Consider the following 18,856-nt stretch of genomic DNA (forward strand, 5'->3'; position numbering starts at 1 on the left):
CCCCCCGAGCCCGCGCCCACGCGCGAGTCCCCGCCGTCCACCGTCACGAGCACGGACCCCAAGCCCGCCTAGTCCCGGAGGACACGCACCATGGCCATGGGAAAGACACCGGGGGACAACGAGGGCGACGAGGGCGTCTTCGCCGAAATCAACATCACCCCGCTGACGGACATCTTCCTGGTGCTGCTCATCATCTTCATGGTGACCAGCTCCGTCATCGTCCAGCAGGGGCCCGGGGGCGGCGCCAAGGCCGGCCTCAAGGTGAACCTGCCCAAGGGCGGCGCCGCGGACGTCACCGCGCGCACCACGGACCTGGCCGTGGCGGTGCTCGCCGACGGGCGCTTCGTGCTCGCCGGCAACGTCGTCTCCGAGGACGAGCTGCGCAAGTCCTTCGACGACGCCCGGGAGAAGGACCCCGACACCGTCGTCATCGTCCAGGCGGACGAGGGCGTTCCCCACGGCACCGTGGTGCAGGTGATGGAGCTGGCCAAGAAGGCCGGCCTCGGCCAGCTCGCCATCGGCGTGCGCGAGGGCGAATAGAAATACGAAGGGCGCCCCCGTCATCCAGGGGCGCCCGCTTCAGTCACACGGACATCAGACGGAGGCGAAGGCGCCGTCCGAGATGTCCATGGGCGAGGTGTCCTCGGAGGCGAGCATCTTCGCGGCCTGCTCCACGCCGGGCAGCACGTTGCGGGCGAAGAAGAGGGCGCTGTACTTCTTGCCCTCGTAGAAGGCGCGGTCCGGGTGCTCACCGGACAGCGAGCCCTTGGCCTTCTCCGCGATGACGGCCGCGTCCAGCAGCAGCCAGCCCACCGCCACCTCGGACATCATCTGCAGGAAGCGGTTGGCGGACAGCGGAATCAGCGGGAACTTGCTGCCGTCCTGCGACCAGCCGAACACCGTCATGGCGCTGGCCATCAGGGCCTCCTGCGCCGCGGCCAGCGTCTTCACCGCCTCGCCGTACACGGGGTGCTCGCGGTTGGCCTCGATGAACGAGCCCACGTCGCCCATGAACTGCTGGAAGTGCATGCCGCCCGCCTGCCCCATCTTCCGGCCCACCAGGTCCATGGCCTGGATGTGGTTGGTGCCCTCGTAGATGGAGAAGATCTTCGAGTCGCGGGTGTACTGCTCCACCGGGTAGTCCTGGATGTAGCCGGCGCCGCCGTAGACCTGGATGGCCTGGGCGCAGATGCGGAAGGACTGGTCGGAGCCGAAGGCCTTCACCAGCGGGGTGAGCAGCTCCACCTGGCCGCGGTGGTAGGTGGCCGCGTCATCGTCCTTGCCGGCCAGCTGCTTCGCCTTGTCCAGGTGCATGGCCAGCTTGATGATGAGCGAGCGGATGCCCTCCACGTGCGCCTTCATGTCCAGCAGCATGCGGCGGACATCCGGGTGCTCGATGATGGCGGCGCGGGGCGCGGTGGGGTCCTTCCACTTGGTGAAGTGCGAGCCCTGCTTGCGGTCCTTCGCGTAGTCCAGCGCGTTGTAGTACGCGGCGGAGGCGAGGCCGAGGCCCTGGATGCCCACGGCGATGCGCGCGCCGTTCATCATCTTGAACATCTGGCTCATGCCGACGTGCTCGACGGTGCCCACGAGCTCGCCCACACACGCGTCGTTCTCACCGAAGTTGAGGACACAGGTGGCCGAGCCGTTGATGCCCATCTTGTGCTCGATGGAGCCCACGCCCACGTCGTTCGGCTTGCCCGGGCTGCCGTCCGCGTTGATGCGCAGCTTGGGGACGATGAACAGCGACAGGCCCTTGGTGCCCGGCGAGGCACCGTCGATGCGCGCGAGCACGAGGTGGATGATGTTCTCCGCCATGTCGTGGTCGCCGCCGGAGATGAAGATCTTCGTGCCGCGGATGTTGTAGGTGCCGTCGGCGTTGCGGCGGGCGGTGGACTTGGCCGCGCCCACGTCGGAGCCGGCGTGCGGCTCGGTGAGGCACATGGTGCCGCCCCACGTGCCGTTCAGCATCCGCTCCACGTACATCTTCTGCTGGGCGGGCGTGCCGCACTCGGCGATGACTTCCGCCGCGCCGAAGGCCAGGCCCGGGTACATGTTGAACGCCGTGTTGGCGCCCGACAGCAGCTCCTCCACCGTCACCTGGAGCATCATCGGCGCGCCCTGGCCACCGTGCTCCGGGTCCACCGCCACCGTCTTGAAGCCCTGCTCGTACAGCTTCTTCCAGGCGTCCTTGAAGCCGGTGGGCGTATAGACGGCGCCGTTCTCCACCCGGCAGCCCTCACGGTCTCCCGTGGCGTTGAGGGGCCCGAGCACCTCACGGGCGAAGCGATAGGTCTCGGTGAGGACGGCCTTCGCCTCGTCCGAGCCCCAGGCCTCGTATGGCGCCTGGCCGCTCACCTGGCCGAAGCCGAACTGCTCGAACAGCGTGAAGAAGATCTCTCGAAGGTCGGTCTTGTAGGTGTTGATGCCGGCGGACATGGCCACTCCTGCGTGACGGCTCGCTGCCCGCCCAGCAAGAGGGCAAGTGGGGTCAGCGGCCCGGATGAGACGCAAGAAGTGTGGCGGCGACTGATTTTTGAGTCAACCCTGAATGACACCCCGCGTTGAGGGGCGGTCAGAACCGCCCGTCAACCCTGGGAAAAATGCCTACTTCTTCGCCTTCTTGGCGGTGGGAAGCGTCGCCGTCTTGGCGGCGGGCTTCTCGCGCGGGGCCGTCTTCTTGGAGGAGGCACCCGTGCGGCGCTCGTCGTCCTCCTCGCCCTCCTCGGGAGCGGACGGGCTGGTGGCGGCGGCGCCACCGGCGGAGGCCTGCTGCGCGGTGGCGAGGCTCTCGCGCGGCACCTCCACGACGATGGGGGACTGGCCGGAGCGCTGCCGGTTCTCGTCCTCGAGCGAGTAGAAGAGCTGGATCTGCGAGGAGCCCTTCATCACCAGCTCGCCGCGCTGGTTCTCCGCCCACAGGTCGATTTCGACGAAGTAGCGGCCGCCGGAGCCGTGACGGTCGCTGACGCGGCCCTTGCAGACCACGGTGTCGCCGGGCCACACCATCTTGATGAAGCGCACGTTGTAGCGCCGCATCTGGCCGCCGCGGGCCCAGTCGCTGATGAGCTGGCCCAGCATCCCCATCACGAGCATGCCGGGGGCGTAGACGCTCGGCATGCCCACGCTCTTGGCGTAGACCTCGTCCACGTGGACGGGGTTGTAGTCACCGGAGGCGCCGGCGTAGCGCGACAGTTGCACGCGGTCGACGGGAGCCTTGGCCAGGGCCGGCAGCTCGTCGCCGACACGGATGGCCTCGAAGTAGAGCTTGCGCGCGGGCATCACGGGGTCTCCTTGGCGGCGCGGACCACCAGCGTGCGGCGGGCGCGGAACACGAGGTTGCCCTCCTCGTCACGGCCCTCGTCCTCGATGACGGCGATGTCCATGCGCCCGGAGATGCCGGGGCGCTCGAAGACGTCCGACACACGGGTGGACACGTAGATGCGATCGCCCGCGAAGATGGGGCGCTCGTAGTCGAACCCCTGCTCGGCGTGCAGGAGGCTCTTGATGCCCACCCCGAGCAGCTCCCGCAGGTCCGCCGCGGAGTGGAAGGACGCGGGGAACGTGGGGGGCGCGATGATGGTGGGATAGCCGGACGCCCGCGCGTACTCCTCGTCGTAGTAGATGGGGTTGTAGTCCCCGATGGCCTCCGCGAAGCGGCGGATGGCGCCCTTCTCTACCTCGTTCAGCGTCGGCGGCGAGGCGCGGCCGATCGCGTTCTTGTCCAGCATTTCCCTCTCCTGACTCTAACGTCCGGCCGGAAGCTCGAGGACCGTGAGCAGCCCCGCTTCGGCAGCCGTCAAGCGTGGCGCGGCATTCACCAGCGCGTTCGCGGTGGCCCGGTCGCCTGCCACTCCCCCCGGGATTTCCAACACCAGCCTCGGGTCCGCGTCGATTTCGATGCGGTCCTTCGGGTCGTCCGCCCCCACGGCGATGGTCAGCTCCAGCCGCACCCGCTCCTGCCCCTCCTCCAAACCCACCACGGACTGGAACATGCCCGCCACCCGTCCCTTCTTCACGGCAAATGCGCCGCCGGAGATGTCCTCCTCCGCGAACACGGGGGCTACTTCTTCTTCATAGTCGTCGCAATCGAGCCCGAGTCCCAGGGCCGCCAGCGCCGCGGACTCCACCAACCCCACGTGCCCCAGCTGCTCGCCGTCCACCAGCTCGAAGAACTCTTCCTCTGTCAGCCCCGCGCCCACCTTGCGCTGCAGGGCCTCACGCCGCGTGCGCGCATCCACCACCCGCGTGGCGACCGCGCGGCGCACCGGCCCGCACACCTGCCCGGCCACGGCCACCAACCGGTCCAGCACGAAGCCCGGGTTGACGCCGGTGCCCACCACCGCCACGTCCGCCCGCTGCGCGGCCTGATCCAGTTTATCCGCTAGTTCCGGGTATTTCAGGTAGGGAAAAGCCAGCTCCTCGCAGGTGCTGGCCACCGGCATCCCCAGCTTCAGCGCCGCCAGGATTTGATCCACCACCTGCGGCAGCCGCGAGCCGGTGGCGTGCAGCAGCACCACGCCCTTGCGCTTGCCGAGCGCCTTCTCCAGCGAGTCCATCACCTTGACGCGAGGGGCAGGCCCCCCCAGCACGTCTCCCAGGGGACGCCCGACCAACGACGGCGACATGTCCACCGCGCCGATGAGCTCCACTTCCGGCGAGGACATGGCGGCCCTGGCAATCTCCTGACCGATGAACCCCAAGCCCATCACCACCACCGGCACCGGCCCTTCGGGGGCTCTAGCCATCGGAGATTGCTCCAGGATTCCAAGGGGTTAGCGACACAGTCCGTCCTGCGGGAGCACCTTAAATCACACCTTGGCGGGCAGGCAAGCGTCACTTGGATGTGCGACTCTTCCGGACTGAGAGAACCTCCAAGGATTTCCAGGGTTTGGCGGCATATATCGCCCGGGGGGGCCCTGTTTTGGCACCGAGCGAGGCGTGTATAAGGAAGCCAGGCACGCCTCCCTGTGGAGATCCCGTAGACATGGACCGCATCCTCGTGGTGGATGACGACGTTCTCATCCTCGCCGCGCTGTCCCGCATTCTCCAGGCGGAAGGATATGAGGTCGTGACGCACAGCGACCCGGCCCTCGCGGCGCGCGAGGTGGGCTTTCACGTCGTGCTGACGGACTTCATGATGCCGTACCTCAACGGCATCGAACTGCTGGGCGCGCTGCGCGAGCGCAACCCGAAGGCGGTGCGGCTGATGCTGACGGCGGCGGCGGACTTCCGCACCGCGTCCGAGGCCGTCAACCGGGGCGAGGTGTTCCGCCTGCTGGGCAAGCCCTGGTCGCTCAGCGAGCTGACCAGCAGCGTGCGCCAGGCCTTCGAGCACTACCGGCTGGTGGACGCCAACGAGCGGCTGACGCGCGAGGTGGCGGAGAAGAACGCGGAGCTGGTGGCCATCAACCGGGATTTGGAGCGGCGCGTGGTGGAGCGCACCGCGGGCCTGCTGGACGGGCTCATCAGCGCGCTGGACTACCGGGACACGGAGACGCAGTGGCACTCGCGCCGCGTGTCGCTCTACTCGCGGCGGCTGGCCCAGGAGGTGGGGCTGACGGGGGCCGCGCTGGACGTGGTGGAGCAGGGAGCGCTGCTGCACGACATCGGCAAGATTGGCGTGCGGGACTCCATCCTGCTCAAGCCCGGGCCGCTGACGCCGGACGAATGGGTGGAGATGCGCAAGCACCCGGAGTTCGGCTACCGGATGCTGGCGAAGATGCCGTACCTGCACGAGGCGGCGCTCATCGTCCTGCAGCACCAGGAGCGCTGGGACGGCAAGGGCTACCCGCAGAACCTCGCGGGCGAGGACATCGTCATCGGCGCGCGCATCTTCTGCATCGCGGACACGGTGGACGCGATTACGTCCGACCGGCCCTACCGCAAGGGCCGGCCCATGAGCGTGGCGCGGGATGAAATCCGCCGCTGCGCGGGCACGCAGTTCGACCCGGCGCTGGCGGACGCCTTCCTGAGCATCCCCGAGACGGAGTGGCAGCGCATCCGCCAGGAGGTCGAGGCGATGGAGGAGGCGGAGAGCGCGCGGTGGCATGGCCACCCGCTCGGGCCGCCGGCCTCGCTGGCGCGCGCCAGCGGGGCGTGAGTCACCGCCTCACGGCGTCAGCCGCACCGCGCGCACCTCGCGGATGAGGTCTCCCTCCAGCAGCGCGTCCACGACCTCCATTCCGGACACCACCTCGCCGAAGGCCGTGTAGCGGCCGTCCAGGTGGGGCTGCGGCGCGTGGGTGAAGAAGAACTGGCTGCCGCCGGTGTCCTTTCCGGCCAGTGCCATGCCCACGGTGCCGCGGCGGTACGGCCGGCGCGTCATCTCGCAGCGGATGGAGTAGCCCGGGCCGCCCTCCCCGTCTCCGCGCGGGTCTCCGCCCTGCGCGACGAAGTCCGGCACCACGCGGTGGAAGGAGATGCCGTTGAAGTAGCCGCGCTGGGCCAGCGTGTAGAGGTTGCCCGAGGTGAGGGGCGCCTCGTCGGCGTCCAGGCGCACGGTGATGTCGCCCTTGGCGGTGCGGAACACGAGCGCGGCGCCGGCGGGCGCGGGCTCCGGGCGGAAGGTGTCCGGCGGCAGCTCCACGCGCTCGGAGCGCACGGGCTGACCGGTGAGCTGCGTGAGGGCCTCGGCGGCCACGCGGCGCACGTTGGCGTGCGGGTGCTTCAGCCACTCGCGGAAGCGGGGCTCGGCGGCCCTGCCCTGCAGCGCGACGAGCGCTCCGGCCACGGGCTCGGCGAGGTCTCCGGGCTCCCTCGGGACGCGGTCGGCCAGCGGCTCGAGGGCGGGCGCGAGGAGCTGTGCCTTCATCTTCCCGAGCGCGGCCGCCGTGGCTCCGGCCACCACGAGGTCGTCTCCTCGCAGCAGGGGGCTGAGCGCGGTGGCCGCGCGGGGCACGGGCCGGGCGCCCACGGCCTCCACGGCGGCTCCGCGCACGCGCGCGTCCTTGTGGCTGAGGTAGCCCACCGCGAAGCCCGCCGTGCCCTTGTCCCGCGCCTGCGCCGTCTCACGCAGGCCCAGCGCGAGCCGCCGCTCGTCCTGCACCTGGCCGAAGCCGCAGCTCGTCACGTCGGCGAGCGTGCCGCGCTGCCGGTCCAGGGCCGCGGCGAGCCGGCAGTCCAGCCAGCCGAGGTCCGCGCGCGCCAGGTCCGAGGCCGCGCCCCGCTCCGCGTCCGCCAGGGCCAGCCGCAGCGACACGAAGAGGGGGGAGGCGAACCCGGGCAGCCCCTGCTGCGCCACCGCGAGAATCGCGTGGCCGTCCGCGGACCGGGCCAGCGTCTCCACCGGGCTGTCCGCGCCCGTCGCCGGTGCCTTGACCCCACCCGCCGCCGAGCCCGTCGCCGCCGGTGCCTTCGCCCCGCCCGCTTCCGTGCTCGCCTCCGGTGTCTCCATTCCGCGAGCCACGCGCTTCGCCCGCGCCGCCAGCGCCTCCAGGGTCTCCACCGCGGTGCACGGGCCGCTGCACATCGCCGCGAGCTTCGCCAGCGAGCGCGCCGCCTCCGCCGCCACGCGCGGCACCGGGTCCTCCAGGAGGCGTCCCAGCACCACCGCGTCCTCCGGCCCGCCCACGTCGCCGAAGGCCTTCGCGCACAGCCCGCGCACGTCCGCGTCCGCATCTTCCAGGCAGCGGCGCAGCGCGGGCAGCGCCTCCGCCCGCTTCGCCGTCATCAGGAAATATGCGCCCCCGTAGCGCGCCTCCACCGGCCGGTCCGCCGCGAGCAGCGCCACCGCGGGCGCCAGCGGCACCCCCGCCACCAGCGCCGCCCCACCCCGCCGCGCGGCCACGCCGAGCGCCAGCGCCGCCCGGCCCGCGACCTCCACGTCACCGCCTTGCAGCAGCTCCGTCAGTCGCGCCAGCGCGGCCGGAGCGCCCGTCCTCCCCAGCGAGTCCATCAGCGTGGAGCGTACCCGGGGCTCGCGCTCGGCGAGCTCCGCCGCCAGCAGGGCCTCCGCCAGCGCCGTGCGCTCCGCGTCCGTCAGCGGCTCCCATGACAGGGCCAGCTCTCCCGCCGCGAACGCGGCCTCGTCCCGCACGCCCGGGTCGGCATCCCTCAGTCCCGCGCGCACCACGTCCAGCGTGGCCACGTCCTGGATGCGCGCCAGGGCCCGCTGCGCCCGTGCGCGCACCCGCGCATCCGGCGCGCCCGTGGCCAGCGACACGAGCGCCCCATCCCCCAGCGAGCGCCGGTCCTCCCAGTCCTGGATGCGCGCCAGCGTCGCCGCGTCGATCGGCTCCCGCTCGGGCGAGGGAACGCCGCGGACACAGCCGGCGGACAGCGTGAGGGCGGCGAGGCAGGCGGACAGTCCACGAGCAGTGCGCGGTCGGCTCATGCGCCGGGGCGTAGGCCAATTTCCCGCGAAAATCCAGGGGTTAGGCTGCACGGGGTTTGACAGCCCCGGGCCAGGGCTCCGAAGATGCGGCCCGTTTCTCTCCGCGGGAGTGCTGGTCCTGAACTGCCCTGGCTGCGGCTCGAAGGTAGCCGCCAACACGTCCATCTGCTCCGTCTGTGACTACATCATCGACGGCTCCTTCCTGTCGGACGAGCCCCCCGCCGACAACGGCGAGGAGGCCGACGACGCGCCGGAGGAGCCTCGCCCCGCCGCGAAGCCCGCCGCCGCCGCGCGCCCCAAGGGGAAGACGGGAGCCCGTGCCGCGGTGCCGCCACCGGACTCGGATTCCACCAACATCCGGAGCATGGACGAGATCGTCCGAGCCGCGCCGCCGCGTCCCGCCGCCCGGGCCGCCGCTGGAGGCTCGCGCGCGACGCCGGCTGCCCGCGCCGCCCCTCCGCCCCGCCGCGCGCCGGAGCCTCCTCCGGAGGACGACGGACCGGACCCGTGGGACCGCTCGGCCCGCGCCGGCGAGGAGAGCAACGCCGTCGCGGACCCCGAGGAGCTCATCCGCGATGCGAAGGAGCTGTTCGCCCTGCTGACCGGCGGTGACAAGGTCGCCTTCTGGGGCGCGGCGCTGGTGCTGCTCTCCTGCTTCCTGCCGTGGAAGGACACGGCCGCGGACGGCGACATCCTCGGGCTGATGAGCATGGGCGTCGGCGCCTTCGTGCTCTCCATCCTCGTGATGACCGCCGTGAGCCTGCGCGTGAAGGGCTCCCTGCAGAACGTCAACCCGGTGGTGCCGTGGATGGGGCAGTTGCTGTGCGCCTTCATCTGCCTCGTCTGGTGCGTCATCTACATCAAGACGGCGTCGGACTCGACGAAGGTGCCCTCGGGCTTCGGCAACGCGGAGGTGGTGAACTCGTCGCCCAGCCTGGGCGTCTACCTCGCCCTGCTGGGCTCGCTGGCCGCCCTCGGCGGGACGCTGCTGGGCCTGAAGGGCAAGTCCGCCCGCTAAAGACGCGAGCCCCACGAAACCGCTGCCGCGCCTCGCGGCGGCGGGCTACCTTCCCGCGCCACCATGTCCGACGCCTCTCCCCTCTCCCGTCTCACCTCCGCGCTCGGCTCGGTCGTCTTCGGACAGCAGGCGGTGCTGGCCGACCTGGTGACGGCCTTCCTGGCGCGGGGCCACGTGCTGCTGGAGGGCGTGCCCGGCGTGGCCAAGACGCTCACGGCGCGCACCATGGCCGGGGCGCTGGGGCTGCGCTTCACCCGCGTCCAGTTCACCCCGGACCTGATGCCGGCGGACATCCTCGGCACCAACGTCTTCCAGCCGCAGGACAACGCCTTCCGCCTCGTGAAGGGCCCCATCTTCACGGAGGTGGTGGTGGCGGACGAAATCAACCGCACCCCGCCCAAGACGCAGGCCGCGCTGCTGGAGGCCATGGAGGAGCGGCAGGTCACCATCGACGGCGTGTCGCACGCGCTGCCGCCGCACTTCTTCGTGGTGGCCACGCAGAACCCGCTGGAATTGGAGGGAACCTACCCGCTGCCGGAGGCGCAACTGGACCGCTTCCTCATGCGCGTGCGCGTGGGCTACCCGGAGCCGGACGCGGAGACCACCATGCTGCGCGCGTACCACCAGCGCGAGGGCAGGCCCCCCGGCCTGGAGCGCATCCTGGACGTGGCCACGCTGACGGAGCTGCAGGCCCGCGCGGCCCGCGTCACCTGTGACGACTCCATCCTCCAGTACGTGGTGAACGTGGTGCGCGACACGCGCTCGCATCCCCGCGTGCGTCTGGGGGCCAGCCCCCGCTCGTCGCAGGCGCTGCTGGCCGCCGCGAAGGCGCGCGCGGCGCTGAATGGCACCGACTTCGTCACCCCGGACGACGTGAAGGCCGTGGCCTTCAGCGTCCTCAACCACCGCCTCCTGCTCAAGGCCGAGGCCGAGGTGGAGGGCGTCACCGCGGACGACGTCCTCCGGCAGACGCTCGAGCGGGTGCGAGTGCCGCGGTGAGCGCCGGCCGTCCCGTTCCCACCGGCCTCGCCGTGGCGCTGCTGGCGGCGGGGCTGCTTCCGGCCGCGCTCGCGGTGGCCAGCCCCACCTTCGGCTGGCTCGCGCTCGCGGTGGACGTGGCCATCCTCGCGCTCTGCGCGGTGGACTTCCTCCTCGCCCCGCGCGCGGAGGCCGTGAAGGTGTCGCGACGCGTGGAGCCCATCCTCTCGTCCGGCACGCCCAACGCCGTGCGCCTGGACTTCGAGCGGACGGACGGCGCCGCCGCCCCCCTGCGCCTCGACGTGCGCGACGAGCCACCCGTCGAGCTGGAGAGCACCGGCCACCGTCAGGCCCTCACGCTTCCGGCGGATGCCCCCGCGAGCCTCACGTACCTCGTCACCCCACCGGCGCGCGGGGACGCGCGCTTCGGGGACGTGCACCTGAGACTGGCGGGCCCGCTGGGCCTGTGCTGGCGCCAGGTGCGCGTGCCGGCCGCGCAGGCGGTGAAGGTGTACCCGGACCTCACGGCGCTCTCGCGCGAGGCGCTGACGTTGGCGCGCACCTCGGACGCGGCCTCCGCGCGCACGCAGCGGCGCCGCGTGGCGGAAGGCCGCGAGTTCGAGTCCCTGCGCGAGTACCGCCCGGGCGACGACTACCGCCACATCGACTGGAAGGCGTCCGCGCGCCATGCCAGCACGCTGGTGCGCACGTGGCAGCCGGAGCGCAACCAGCCGGTGCTGCTGCTCCTGGACTGCGGGCGCCACATGGCGGGCCGGGTGCGGGGCCGGCGCAAGCTGGACCACGCGGTGGACGCGGCGCTGCGGCTGGCGCGGGTGAGCCTGGACGCGGGGGACGTGGTGGGCGTGCTGGCCTTCGCCAGCGACGTGCGCGCCTTCCTCCCGCCGCGCAAGGGCCGCGAGCACCTGCGCCTCATCACCGAGTCCCTCTACCGCGCCGAGGCCGCGCTGGAGGAGAGCGACTACGGCCGCGCCTTCGACTTCGCCTTCGCCCGGCAGACGCGCCGCGCGCTGGTGGTGCTCTTCACGGACCTGGTGGACCCGGACGCCTCCGCGGGACTCCTCACGCGCACCCTCGCGCTGCGCCCCCGGCACCTGCCCGTCGTCGCCTCGCTGCTGGACGAGGACCTGGAAGCCGCCGCCACCGAGGTGCCCCGCGAGGCCCAGGACGCCTACGCCCGCCAGGCCGCGGCGCGTCTGGAGGCCGAGTACCGCCGCACCGCCACCACCCTGCGTGACGCCGGCGCCCTGGTGGTCCGCGCCCCCGCCCGGGGCTTCGGCGCGGCGGCGCTCAACGCGTACCTCGACGTGAAATCACGTGGACTGCTCTGAGCCGCTCCGTCAAGTCCAGCGAAAAGTTTGTGCGGAGCGTGTTTTCACCGCGCCCGCGCGTCGCTCGTGAAGAAGCGTGCCAATCGCTCCGAGGCCGAATTCTAGGCTCCGGAAACGACCCCCTTTACAGACACGTCTTCGTCAACAAAATGGCCGGTCTCTCTCGCCCGCCTCAGCGGCGGGCGACCTCGAACATCACGGATGGAGACGGTCTTGGCGGAGGGCGCGAGGGATTTGAGGGTTGAGGTGGAGGTCGACGCGGCGGCGGCGGCGATGGCGTCCCGGGTGGAGTCCGAGCCCGCGAAGGCGTCGTTGACTCCCTTCCACGAGCGGCTGCTGGCGGAAGAGCTGCTGGCGAAGAGTGGAGACTCACAGCAGCGGCTGGCCGGCGCGCTGTCGGAAGCGAAGGTGGACCTCAACCCGCACCAGGTCGAGGGCGCCATGTTCGCGCTCGACTCGCTGTCGCGCGGCGGCTGCATGCTGGGCGACGAGGTGGGCCTGGGGAAGACCATCGAGGCCGGCCTCGTCATCGCCCAGCTGATGGCCGAGGGGAAGAGCCGCATCCTCATCCTCGCGCCGGCCACGCTGCGCGCGCAGTGGAACAGCGAGCTGCGGGAGAAGTTCGACCTGGAGAGCGTGCTGGTGGACGGCCGCACCGTGCGGGCCTCCGGCAACTGCTTCGACCAGCCCTTCCCCGTCATCTGCTCGCACCCCTTCGCGGCCAACAAGGCGGCGCTGGCGGCGGAGATTCCGTGGGATGTGGTCGTCATCGACGAGGCCCACCGTCTTCGCAACGCGTACCGGCCCAACAACAAGATGGGGCAGGCGCTGAAGTCCGCCCTGGCCGGGCGCCCCAAGCTGCTGCTCACCGCCACCCCGCTCCAGAACGACATCATGGAGCTGTTCGGGCTGATGTCGCTGCTGGACGAGCAGATCCTCGGCCCGGAGCACGCCTTCCGCAGCCGCTACCGCGTGGACGAGGGCGGCGGCATGACGGAGGCCGCCGTCGCCGAGCTGAAGGAGCGGCTGGCCCCCGTGGTGCAGCGCACGCTGCGCCGGCAGGTGCGCGAGTACGTCCGCTACACCAACCGCCGCTCCATCGTGGAGGACTTCACCCCCTCCCCCGAGGAGCACGACCTCTACGAGAAGGTCAGCGAGTACCTCCAGCGCTCCGAGGCCGCGGCCATCGAGCCCGGCAAGAAGACGCTGCTGACGCTCTGCTACCGCAAGCTGCTGGCGTCCTCGACATACGCCATCGCCCCCACGCTGCGCCGGCTGGCGGAGAACCTGGAGAAGCGGCTCCAGGCGGCGAAGCTGGGCCAGCAGGCGCTGGCGATGTTCGAGCCCGAGGAGGCCAAGCAGTTCGTCGAGGAGGGCGAGGAGTGGTCGGATGATCCGGCCAAGTCCCCCAACGTCCGCGTGCTGGAGCAGGAGGTCTGGGAGCTGAAGCAGTACGCGGACCTCGCGGACTCCATCAAGGTCAACGCCAAGGGCCAGGCGCTCGTGCGCGGCCTGGACCGCACCTTCGGGGTGATGCGCGCGCACGGCTGGCCGGAGAAGGCGCTCATCTTCACCGAGTCCCGCCGCACGCAGCAGTACCTCTTCAACCTCCTGTCGGAGGCCGGCTACAAGGGGAAGATCTCCCTGCTGGCCGGTGACCTCGCCGGCACGCCGGAGGAGCGCCGCGCGCTGGTGGAGGAGTTCCGCCACAAGTCGCAGATCCTCATCTGCACCGAGGCCGGCGCGGAGGGGCTCAACCTCCAGTTCTGCAACCTGGTGGTGAACTACGATTTGCCGTGGAACCCGCAGCGGGTGGAGCAGCGCATCGGCCGCTGCCACCGGTACGGGCAGCAGCGGGACGTGCTGGTCATCAACTTCCTCAACCGGCAGAACGCGGCGGACGCGCGCCTGTTCGAACTGCTGGAGAAGAAGCTCAACCTCTTCGACGGCGTCTTCGGCGCGTCGGACGAAATCCTCGGCGCGCTGGAGAGCGGCGTCGACTTCGAGCGGCGCATCCTCGACATCTACCAGTCCTGCCGGAAGCCGGAGGACATCAACGCGGCGTTCGACAAGCTGCGCGAGGAGCTGGAAGGCCGCATCAGCAAGCGGATGACGGAGATGCGCTCGGTGGTGCTGGAGCGCTTCGACGGCGACGTGCGGCGGCGGCTGCGCGGGCAGCAGGACCAGACGAAGGAAGCGCTCGCGAAGCGGCAGCAGGAGGCGCGCGCGCTCACCAGCTCCGTGCTGGGCAGCCGCGCCTCGGGGCGGCTGGAGATCGCGAAGGCCGCGTACGCGGTGAAGGAGCGCACGCAGGACGCGGTGAGCTACCTGCAGCTGGACGCGTCCGGGCTCCCCTCCCGTCTGGCGCGGCTGGCCGGCTGCGAGGGCTGGTGGTTCGCCTACAAGTTCGAGACGACGGGCCTGAAGCCGGAGGAGAAGCTGGTGCACCTGGTGCTGGTGCGCGAGCGAGACGGCGGCTTCCGGGCGCTGCCGCTGCAGGACGGGGCGCACTTCGTGAAGCTGGCGGCGAAGGAGGAGAAGCGCCGCCAGCCCGCGCCGGTGTCCGTGCAGCTCATGCAGGAGCAGGCGCTGGTGTCGGCCAAGGAGGAAATCGTCCGGGCCGCGGAGCGCCGCAACGCGCTGGAGCTGGACAAGGCCAAGGAGCGCGCGGACCGCTACGTCGAGGACTGCCTCCTGGAGTCGCGCGAGGCGGTGGAGACCGCGCGCCAGCAGTGGTTCGAGGCGCGCAAGGCCGTCGCCGCCGTCGCCGAGGACGTGGCGGAGAAGGCGAAGGCGCGCGCGAACGCGGACCGGCTGGAGCGCGAGTACCGGCGCAAGCTGTCCTCGCTGCGCAACGAGGAGGAGAAGCGCTACGCCGCCAAGGACCGGCAGCTCGCGGACCTGGCGCAGAAGGCGAAGGTGACGGAGAAGCGCTCCCTCATCGCCTCCGCCTACTTCTGGCTGTCCTGAGCGACCTGCCGGACGGGCTTCGCGGGTGGAGGGAAGGCGGGCCGCTGGAAGGCGGGCACGCCGAGCTCCACGTCCACGGGAAGGCCCCGGGTGTCTCCGCTCGCGAAGAAGCCGACGAACCGCGCTAGGAGCTCGGGGTGCTGCTCCCACAGGGGCCTGCGATTGCCGTGAGTGCCCCGGTGGACGCGAATCGTGTGGCTGTTGGGGAAGTACGGCAGCACGCCCACCAGGTTCTCGATGGGGGTGGACGTGTCCCAGTCTCCATGGAGGAAGAGCACGGGCGTCGGGTTGGGGACGGGGCGCCGGAAGGCGTCTCCGAGGTCCGGCGTGGGCCAGGCGGACGCGGAAGCGATGTAGGGATGGAAGCCGCCCATGCCCAGGAGCTCGGTGCCCGGGTCGGTCCGCAGCAGGTGCTCGCGCTCGGCGGAGACGCCCAGGCTCGTGTCGATGAGCGGGCCGATGAGCGCCCAGGGCCCCGGCTTCATTCGCTGCTCGAGGACCTCGCGCGCCCAGCCGTCATAGTGCCGGTGGTACAGGGACAGGACGAAGGCGGGCCAGGTCACCGCGGAACGGATGAGTGAGTCGCGGAAGTCCTGGAGCCCCAGCGTCACGGTGGCCGCCCTGCCCTCCACCGCCTTGTCGACCTTCACCTGGATGGGCCCCTTCGCGAGGCGCTCGCGGACGGCGCGCAGCGCCCCCATCACTCCGCCCGCGGGCAGGTAGGGCGCGAGGCCCGGGTCCCTGTCCGCGTCCCAGGCGATGCGCTGGAGCGCCGAGAGGACGTGCGACGGCATGTCGTAACCGGAGTCCAGCGGCTCCACGTCCGTCAGCAGCGCCCGTGCCACCGTCTCGGGATGGCGCCGCATCACCGCGAAGCTCCACTGCGAGCCGAAGCTCCCGCCGTACAGGGTGATTTTGTCGTACCCGAGTGCCTTGCGCAGGTCGTTCACATCGTCGGCGCACTGCTCGATCGTGTACCCGGAGAGGTCCTTGTTGGGGTGGGCGGCGATGGCCGCCTGGGCCTGCTTCACCAGCATGACGGCGTCCGCCTCCAGGGAGCCGGGGCGCTCCAGTGGCTGCGCTGGCGGGGTGAACTCCATGAAGTCACCACGCGGCGAGTAGCCCCGCTGGTCCACCAGCACCACGTCGCCCGCCGTGCGGTACTGGGCCAAGATGGCCAGATGGCGGCGTGAGGCCGGGTCGCTGTTGTCCGTCAGGGTGTCCAGCAGGCTGAGGCCGGGGCCTCCGGGCAACAGGAAGATGGGAGGGGCCCCCGTGGGCTTCGCCGCCCGGATGCGGGCGAACCCGACGCCGATGAGGCGGCTCTTCGGCGCCGTCCGGTTCTCGGGCACGAACAGCGTGCCGACCTCGTACGGGAGCACCTCTCCGGTGGGCGTCGTCGCCGAGCCCGTCTCCACCACCACGTCCCCTGCCCGGCGCGCGACAGCCACCTCCGCGGCCTCGGCCCACCGCCCGGGTACCAGCAACGCAAGCACCAGAGTGAAGCAGGCCCTCCACGGCCATGCACTCCCGTCGAACCGCGTCATCGCGTCCTCCTGGCTTGGGTGTGGCGTTTGTAACTGGATGGATGTTGTCTCGGAGCTGGGGCACGAACGCCTGCCCGCCCCCCTTATTCCGGGCACGTGACGGCGCTACGTCCCGCTCGGCTCCGCCGGCCGCAGCCGCACCCACGTCGCGCCCCAGCCGCCGTCGGCCTCGGAGGCGGAGCGGAACGACTCCACCTCCGGCAGCTTCGGCAGCAGCGAGTGCACGGTGCGCCGCAGCGCCCCGGAGCCCTTGCCATGGATGATGCGCACGTCGAGCAACCCCTTCTGGCGGCACGCCCAGAGGTACTCGGTGACCAGCTCCTTCACTTCCCGAGGATGGAAGAGGTGCAGGTCCAGGTTCCCATCGATGGGAATTTCTACAGCCTCGTCTTCAGCGGGCGGGGGTTCCGGCCCCTCCGGTGGGAGGGGTGGCTCGTGGGGCGGTAGGCGCCTTGGGGCCATGGTGCCACTCCTCCTCCTCGCGCTTCTTCCGCTCCGCCTCGAGCCGGCGGCGCTCCTTGGCCGCATTGAACTCCGCGGACAGCGAGGACAGCTCGTTCTTGAGCGAGGACAGTTCCTTGCCCACGTCGCCGGCTTCCTGGCGCTCGGTCGCACGCTCACCCTGCGCACCGGCGCCACCCGCCGTCATGAGCTGAACCACCACTGCCGCGAAAGCCATGGACTTCATGACACCTCACGTAAGCAAGAGCCGTGCACAAGGGCAAGAGTCGTTCACGAGGAAACGCTCTGTTGCCTGCCCTCCTCCGTCCTGCGCGCGACAATACGTTCCGCGAGTCGGATGGCGGACAGGGGGGCGCTGCCCTCGGCTTTGTTGTTGATGGTGATGAAGGCGGGCTTCCCCCGGCGCTCGGCCGCGAGACAGACGCGGGCGAGGACGTCGCGGGTGGACAGGTCCTCGTCCACGAGCTTGTCAAAGGGGGCGTAGCGTGCGCGGGCCTCCTCGTAGCCGAGGTTGGGCGGCAGCATCCACCGCACCACCAGGGCGCGAGACTCGAAGGCCCGGGTGCGCTTCGCCTGCTGCGCGACGGGCGGCATGTCGCGCCACACGGCGAGCACGGGGCTGACGCCCACGTCCGCCAGGGCCTGGGCGAAACCCTCGGTGAGCAACTCCTCGTTGCGCACCTCCACCGCGTACAGCGGGCCCCGGGGCAGCGCGGCGAAGAAGGCGTGCAGCCGCTCCACGAAGCGCGCGGGCCCGCCGAGCGACTGCGGGTCCTGCGGAGGAAACTGGAAGACGAGCGGCCCGGCCTTGTCCCCGAGCCCCTCCACGAAGGGGGCCACCACGTGCTCGGCGGCGTACGCGGCGTTGAGGAACCGGTCATTGGCCTGCCCGCGCTGGGCGCCGTAGCGCTCGTGCAGGGGGAAGCGGGCCATGGTGCAGACCTCGTGGGCCTTCACGAGGAAGCGGAAGCCGTCGGGGACCTGCTCGGCGTACTCGGCGAAGGCGCTGGCGGGGATGGGGCCGTAGAAGGTCCGGTCGATGCCCACCGTGCGCAGCACCGGGTGGTGGGCGTACGCGGCCAGGCCCTCGCGCGCGAGCTGGGAGGCGGCGGCCGGGTGGTCGTAGACGATGCCGCTCCACCCGGGGAAGGTCCACGAGGAGGTTCCCAGGTAGGTGCCCGCGGGCAGGTGCTGGCCGACCGCGGACAGGTGCTCGGAGGCGGGGGCGGGCCCTACCGGCTGGGTTCCTTTTCGGCCCCGGGAGGAAGCCTCGACGGGCGCGCCGGTGAACAGGTCGAGCTGGGCGGGTCCTCGTTGCTGGGCCATGGGACGTCTCCTGCGGCGGGAAGGCACCGGGATGCGGTGCCATCGTGCGTCCGGCAGGCATAACGCCGGGCGCCACCTGATGCAGCAGGTTGCCCCAGAAATGGCCCACTCTCCAAGTGGTATGTCCGGCCTACAGGCAGCCGAGCTCCATGGCCCGGAGGACGGCGCGGGTGCGGTCCCTCACGCCCAGCTTGGACAGGATGCTGGAGGTCTGGTTCTTCACCGTGCCCTCCGCCGTCCCGAGCGCCTGGGCAATCTCGCGGTTGCTCATGCCCCGGGCGATGAGGCGCAGCACCTCCACCTCGCGGCGGGTGAGGCCCTCGGGCAGATCCGCGTGGGGGAAGTCCCGGGGCAGCTCGGCCACGCCTCGGGCCACGCGCTCCGCGACGCCGGGAGGCAGGAGCGTCTCGCCCGCGGCGACGCGCCGGATGGCGTCGGCGAGCTCCTCCATGGACACGTCCTTGAGGAGGAAGCCCTGCACGCCCGCGCGGAGGGCCTCGATGATGGCGGCGTCCTCGTCGAAGGTGGTGAGCAGCACCACGCGCCGGGACGGGTCGGTGCGGCGCAGGGCGTGGAGCGCCTCCAGGCCCGTCATGCGGGGCATGCGCACGTCCATCAGCACCACGTCCGGATTCAACTCCGCCACCCGGCGCACGGCCTCCTCGCCGTCGGCCGCCTCGCCCACCACGCGCAGGTCCGGGGTGAGGTCCAGCAGGCTCCGCAGGCCCTGGCGCACCAGGGCGTGGTCATCGGCGAGGACGAGGCGGATCGGGGGCCTCGCTTTGATGTCATCGGTGCTCATGTCGTCCGTCTCCCAGTCGTCGCGGACAGCCCCGTAACCGGCATCTGCCCCACCCCAGCGCGCCTGTCC

At 71.3% G+C, this 18,856-nt stretch carries 16 protein-coding genes; 6 read left to right on the plus strand and 10 right to left on the minus strand.

What is annotated here, in order from left to right:
* Positions 1 to 90: 90 nt before the first annotated feature.
* The gene (locus tag HG543_RS37620; RefSeq protein WP_169349753.1) at positions 91 to 540 is read left to right on the plus strand and encodes an ExbD/TolR family protein; all 450 of its coding nucleotides are present in this window, start codon (positions 91 to 93) and stop codon (positions 538 to 540) included.
* Between the two features lie 54 nt (positions 541 to 594).
* On the opposite strand, the gene HG543_RS37625 is transcribed toward HG543_RS37620, so the two are convergent.
* The 4 genes from HG543_RS37625 to HG543_RS37640 all read right to left on the minus strand — a co-directional run bounded on the left by HG543_RS37625 (position 595) and on the right by HG543_RS37640 (position 4,748).
* Complete coding sequence (locus HG543_RS37625) at positions 595 to 2,439, minus strand: acyl-CoA dehydrogenase (RefSeq protein ID WP_169349754.1); 1,845 nt, start codon at positions 2,437 to 2,439, stop codon at positions 595 to 597.
* A gap of 168 nt (positions 2,440 to 2,607) precedes the next feature.
* Positions 2,608 to 3,282 (minus strand): MaoC family dehydratase, encoded by a 675-nt coding sequence (locus tag HG543_RS37630; RefSeq protein ID WP_169349755.1) that lies wholly within the window; start codon positions 3,280 to 3,282, stop codon positions 2,608 to 2,610.
* Complete coding sequence (locus HG543_RS37635) at positions 3,282 to 3,731, minus strand: MaoC family dehydratase N-terminal domain-containing protein (RefSeq protein WP_169349756.1); 450 nt, start codon at positions 3,729 to 3,731, stop codon at positions 3,282 to 3,284. The genes HG543_RS37630 and HG543_RS37635 overlap by 1 nt, the downstream gene beginning before the upstream one ends.
* Positions 3,732 to 3,746: 15 nt before the next feature.
* On the minus strand, positions 3,747 to 4,748 hold the full coding sequence (locus HG543_RS37640) for an NAD(P)H-dependent amine dehydrogenase family protein (RefSeq protein ID WP_169349757.1): 1,002 nt from the start codon (positions 4,746 to 4,748) through the stop codon (positions 3,747 to 3,749).
* A gap of 239 nt (positions 4,749 to 4,987) precedes the next feature.
* Here HG543_RS37640 and HG543_RS37645 point away from each other — a divergent pair, with 239 nt between their 5' ends.
* Entirely contained in the window at positions 4,988 to 6,103 is a 1,116-nt protein-coding gene (locus HG543_RS37645; RefSeq protein ID WP_169349758.1) for an HD domain-containing phosphohydrolase, read from the plus strand.
* Positions 6,104 to 6,112: 9 nt separating this feature from the next.
* Here the strand turns inward: HG543_RS37645 and HG543_RS37650 are convergent, their stop codons facing one another.
* Positions 6,113 to 8,335: a peptidylprolyl isomerase gene (locus HG543_RS37650; RefSeq protein ID WP_169349759.1), complete on the minus strand. Its 2,223-nt coding sequence runs from the start codon at positions 8,333 to 8,335 to the stop codon at positions 6,113 to 6,115.
* A gap of 109 nt (positions 8,336 to 8,444) precedes the next feature.
* Here HG543_RS37650 and HG543_RS55780 point away from each other — a divergent pair, with 109 nt between their 5' ends.
* The 4 genes from HG543_RS55780 (at position 8,445) to HG543_RS37670 (ending at position 14,650) form a co-directional block, all read left to right on the plus strand.
* Positions 8,445 to 9,353 carry a hypothetical protein gene (locus HG543_RS55780; RefSeq protein ID WP_343073534.1) on the plus strand — a complete coding sequence of 303 codons (909 nt, stop codon included), beginning with the start codon at positions 8,445 to 8,447 and terminating at the stop codon, positions 9,351 to 9,353.
* A gap of 63 nt (positions 9,354 to 9,416) precedes the next feature.
* Positions 9,417 to 10,352: an AAA family ATPase gene (locus HG543_RS37660; protein WP_169349760.1), complete on the plus strand. Its 936-nt coding sequence runs from the start codon at positions 9,417 to 9,419 to the stop codon at positions 10,350 to 10,352.
* Entirely contained in the window at positions 10,349 to 11,680 is a 1,332-nt protein-coding gene (locus HG543_RS37665; RefSeq protein ID WP_169349761.1) for a DUF58 domain-containing protein, read from the plus strand. The genes HG543_RS37660 and HG543_RS37665 overlap by 4 nt, the downstream gene beginning before the upstream one ends.
* A 201-nt stretch (positions 11,681 to 11,881) precedes the next feature.
* Positions 11,882 to 14,650, plus strand: a complete 2,769-nt coding sequence (locus HG543_RS37670) for an SNF2-related protein (protein ID WP_169349762.1) — start codon at positions 11,882 to 11,884, stop codon at positions 14,648 to 14,650.
* Here the strand turns inward: HG543_RS37670 and HG543_RS37675 are convergent.
* The 5 genes from HG543_RS37675 to HG543_RS37695 form a co-directional block, all read right to left on the minus strand.
* Positions 14,632 to 16,197 carry an alpha/beta hydrolase gene (locus tag HG543_RS37675; RefSeq protein WP_169349763.1) on the minus strand — a complete coding sequence of 522 codons (1,566 nt, stop codon included), beginning with the start codon at positions 16,195 to 16,197 and terminating at the stop codon, positions 14,632 to 14,634. The genes HG543_RS37670 and HG543_RS37675 overlap by 19 nt on opposite strands.
* Positions 16,198 to 16,302: 105 nt before the next feature.
* On the minus strand, positions 16,303 to 16,659 hold the full coding sequence (locus HG543_RS37680; RefSeq protein ID WP_169349764.1) for a Smr/MutS family protein: 357 nt from the start codon (positions 16,657 to 16,659) through the stop codon (positions 16,303 to 16,305).
* Positions 16,589 to 16,885: a hypothetical protein gene (locus tag HG543_RS37685; protein ID WP_246357572.1), complete on the minus strand. Its 297-nt coding sequence runs from the start codon at positions 16,883 to 16,885 to the stop codon at positions 16,589 to 16,591. The genes HG543_RS37680 and HG543_RS37685 overlap by 71 nt, the downstream gene beginning before the upstream one ends.
* Positions 16,886 to 16,929: 44 nt before the next feature.
* A complete protein-coding gene (locus HG543_RS37690; protein WP_169349765.1) occupies positions 16,930 to 17,985 on the minus strand; it encodes a DUF72 domain-containing protein in 1,056 nt (351 codons plus the stop codon).
* Positions 17,986 to 18,115: 130 nt separating this feature from the next.
* Positions 18,116 to 18,787, minus strand: a complete 672-nt coding sequence (locus tag HG543_RS37695) for a response regulator (protein ID WP_169349766.1) — start codon at positions 18,785 to 18,787, stop codon at positions 18,116 to 18,118.
* Positions 18,788 to 18,856 lie beyond the last annotated feature (69 nt).

Source organism: Pyxidicoccus fallax (assembly GCF_012933655.1).
GTDB lineage: Bacteria > Myxococcota > Myxococcia > Myxococcales > Myxococcaceae > Myxococcus > Myxococcus fallax.

Excerpts from the sequence above, each read along its gene's own strand:
- HG543_RS37635 (WP_169349756.1), bottom strand. The coding sequence starts at position 3,731 with ATGCTGGACAAGAACGCGATCGGCCGCGCCTCGCCGCCGACGCTGAAC.
- HG543_RS37670 (WP_169349762.1), top strand. The coding sequence starts at position 11,882 with ATGGAGACGGTCTTGGCGGAGGGCGCGAGGGATTTGAGGGTTGAGGTG.
- HG543_RS37675 (WP_169349763.1), bottom strand. The coding sequence starts at position 16,197 with ATGACGCGGTTCGACGGGAGTGCATGGCCGTGGAGGGCCTGCTTCACT.
- HG543_RS37695 (WP_169349766.1), bottom strand. The coding sequence starts at position 18,787 with ATGAGCACCGATGACATCAAAGCGAGGCCCCCGATCCGCCTCGTCCTC.
- HG543_RS37650 (WP_169349759.1), bottom strand. The coding sequence starts at position 8,335 with ATGAGCCGACCGCGCACTGCTCGTGGACTGTCCGCCTGCCTCGCCGCC.
- HG543_RS37645 (WP_169349758.1), top strand. The coding sequence starts at position 4,988 with ATGGACCGCATCCTCGTGGTGGATGACGACGTTCTCATCCTCGCCGCG.
- HG543_RS37640 (WP_169349757.1), bottom strand. The coding sequence starts at position 4,748 with ATGGCTAGAGCCCCCGAAGGGCCGGTGCCGGTGGTGGTGATGGGCTTG.
- HG543_RS37660 (WP_169349760.1), top strand. The coding sequence starts at position 9,417 with ATGTCCGACGCCTCTCCCCTCTCCCGTCTCACCTCCGCGCTCGGCTCG.
- HG543_RS37685 (WP_246357572.1), bottom strand. The coding sequence starts at position 16,885 with ATGAAGTCCATGGCTTTCGCGGCAGTGGTGGTTCAGCTCATGACGGCG.
- HG543_RS37620 (WP_169349753.1), top strand. The coding sequence starts at position 91 with ATGGCCATGGGAAAGACACCGGGGGACAACGAGGGCGACGAGGGCGTC.
- HG543_RS37690 (WP_169349765.1), bottom strand. The coding sequence starts at position 17,985 with ATGGCCCAGCAACGAGGACCCGCCCAGCTCGACCTGTTCACCGGCGCG.
- HG543_RS37680 (WP_169349764.1), bottom strand. The coding sequence starts at position 16,659 with ATGGCCCCAAGGCGCCTACCGCCCCACGAGCCACCCCTCCCACCGGAG.
- HG543_RS37630 (WP_169349755.1), bottom strand. The coding sequence starts at position 3,282 with ATGCCCGCGCGCAAGCTCTACTTCGAGGCCATCCGTGTCGGCGACGAG.
- HG543_RS37625 (WP_169349754.1), bottom strand. The coding sequence starts at position 2,439 with ATGTCCGCCGGCATCAACACCTACAAGACCGACCTTCGAGAGATCTTC.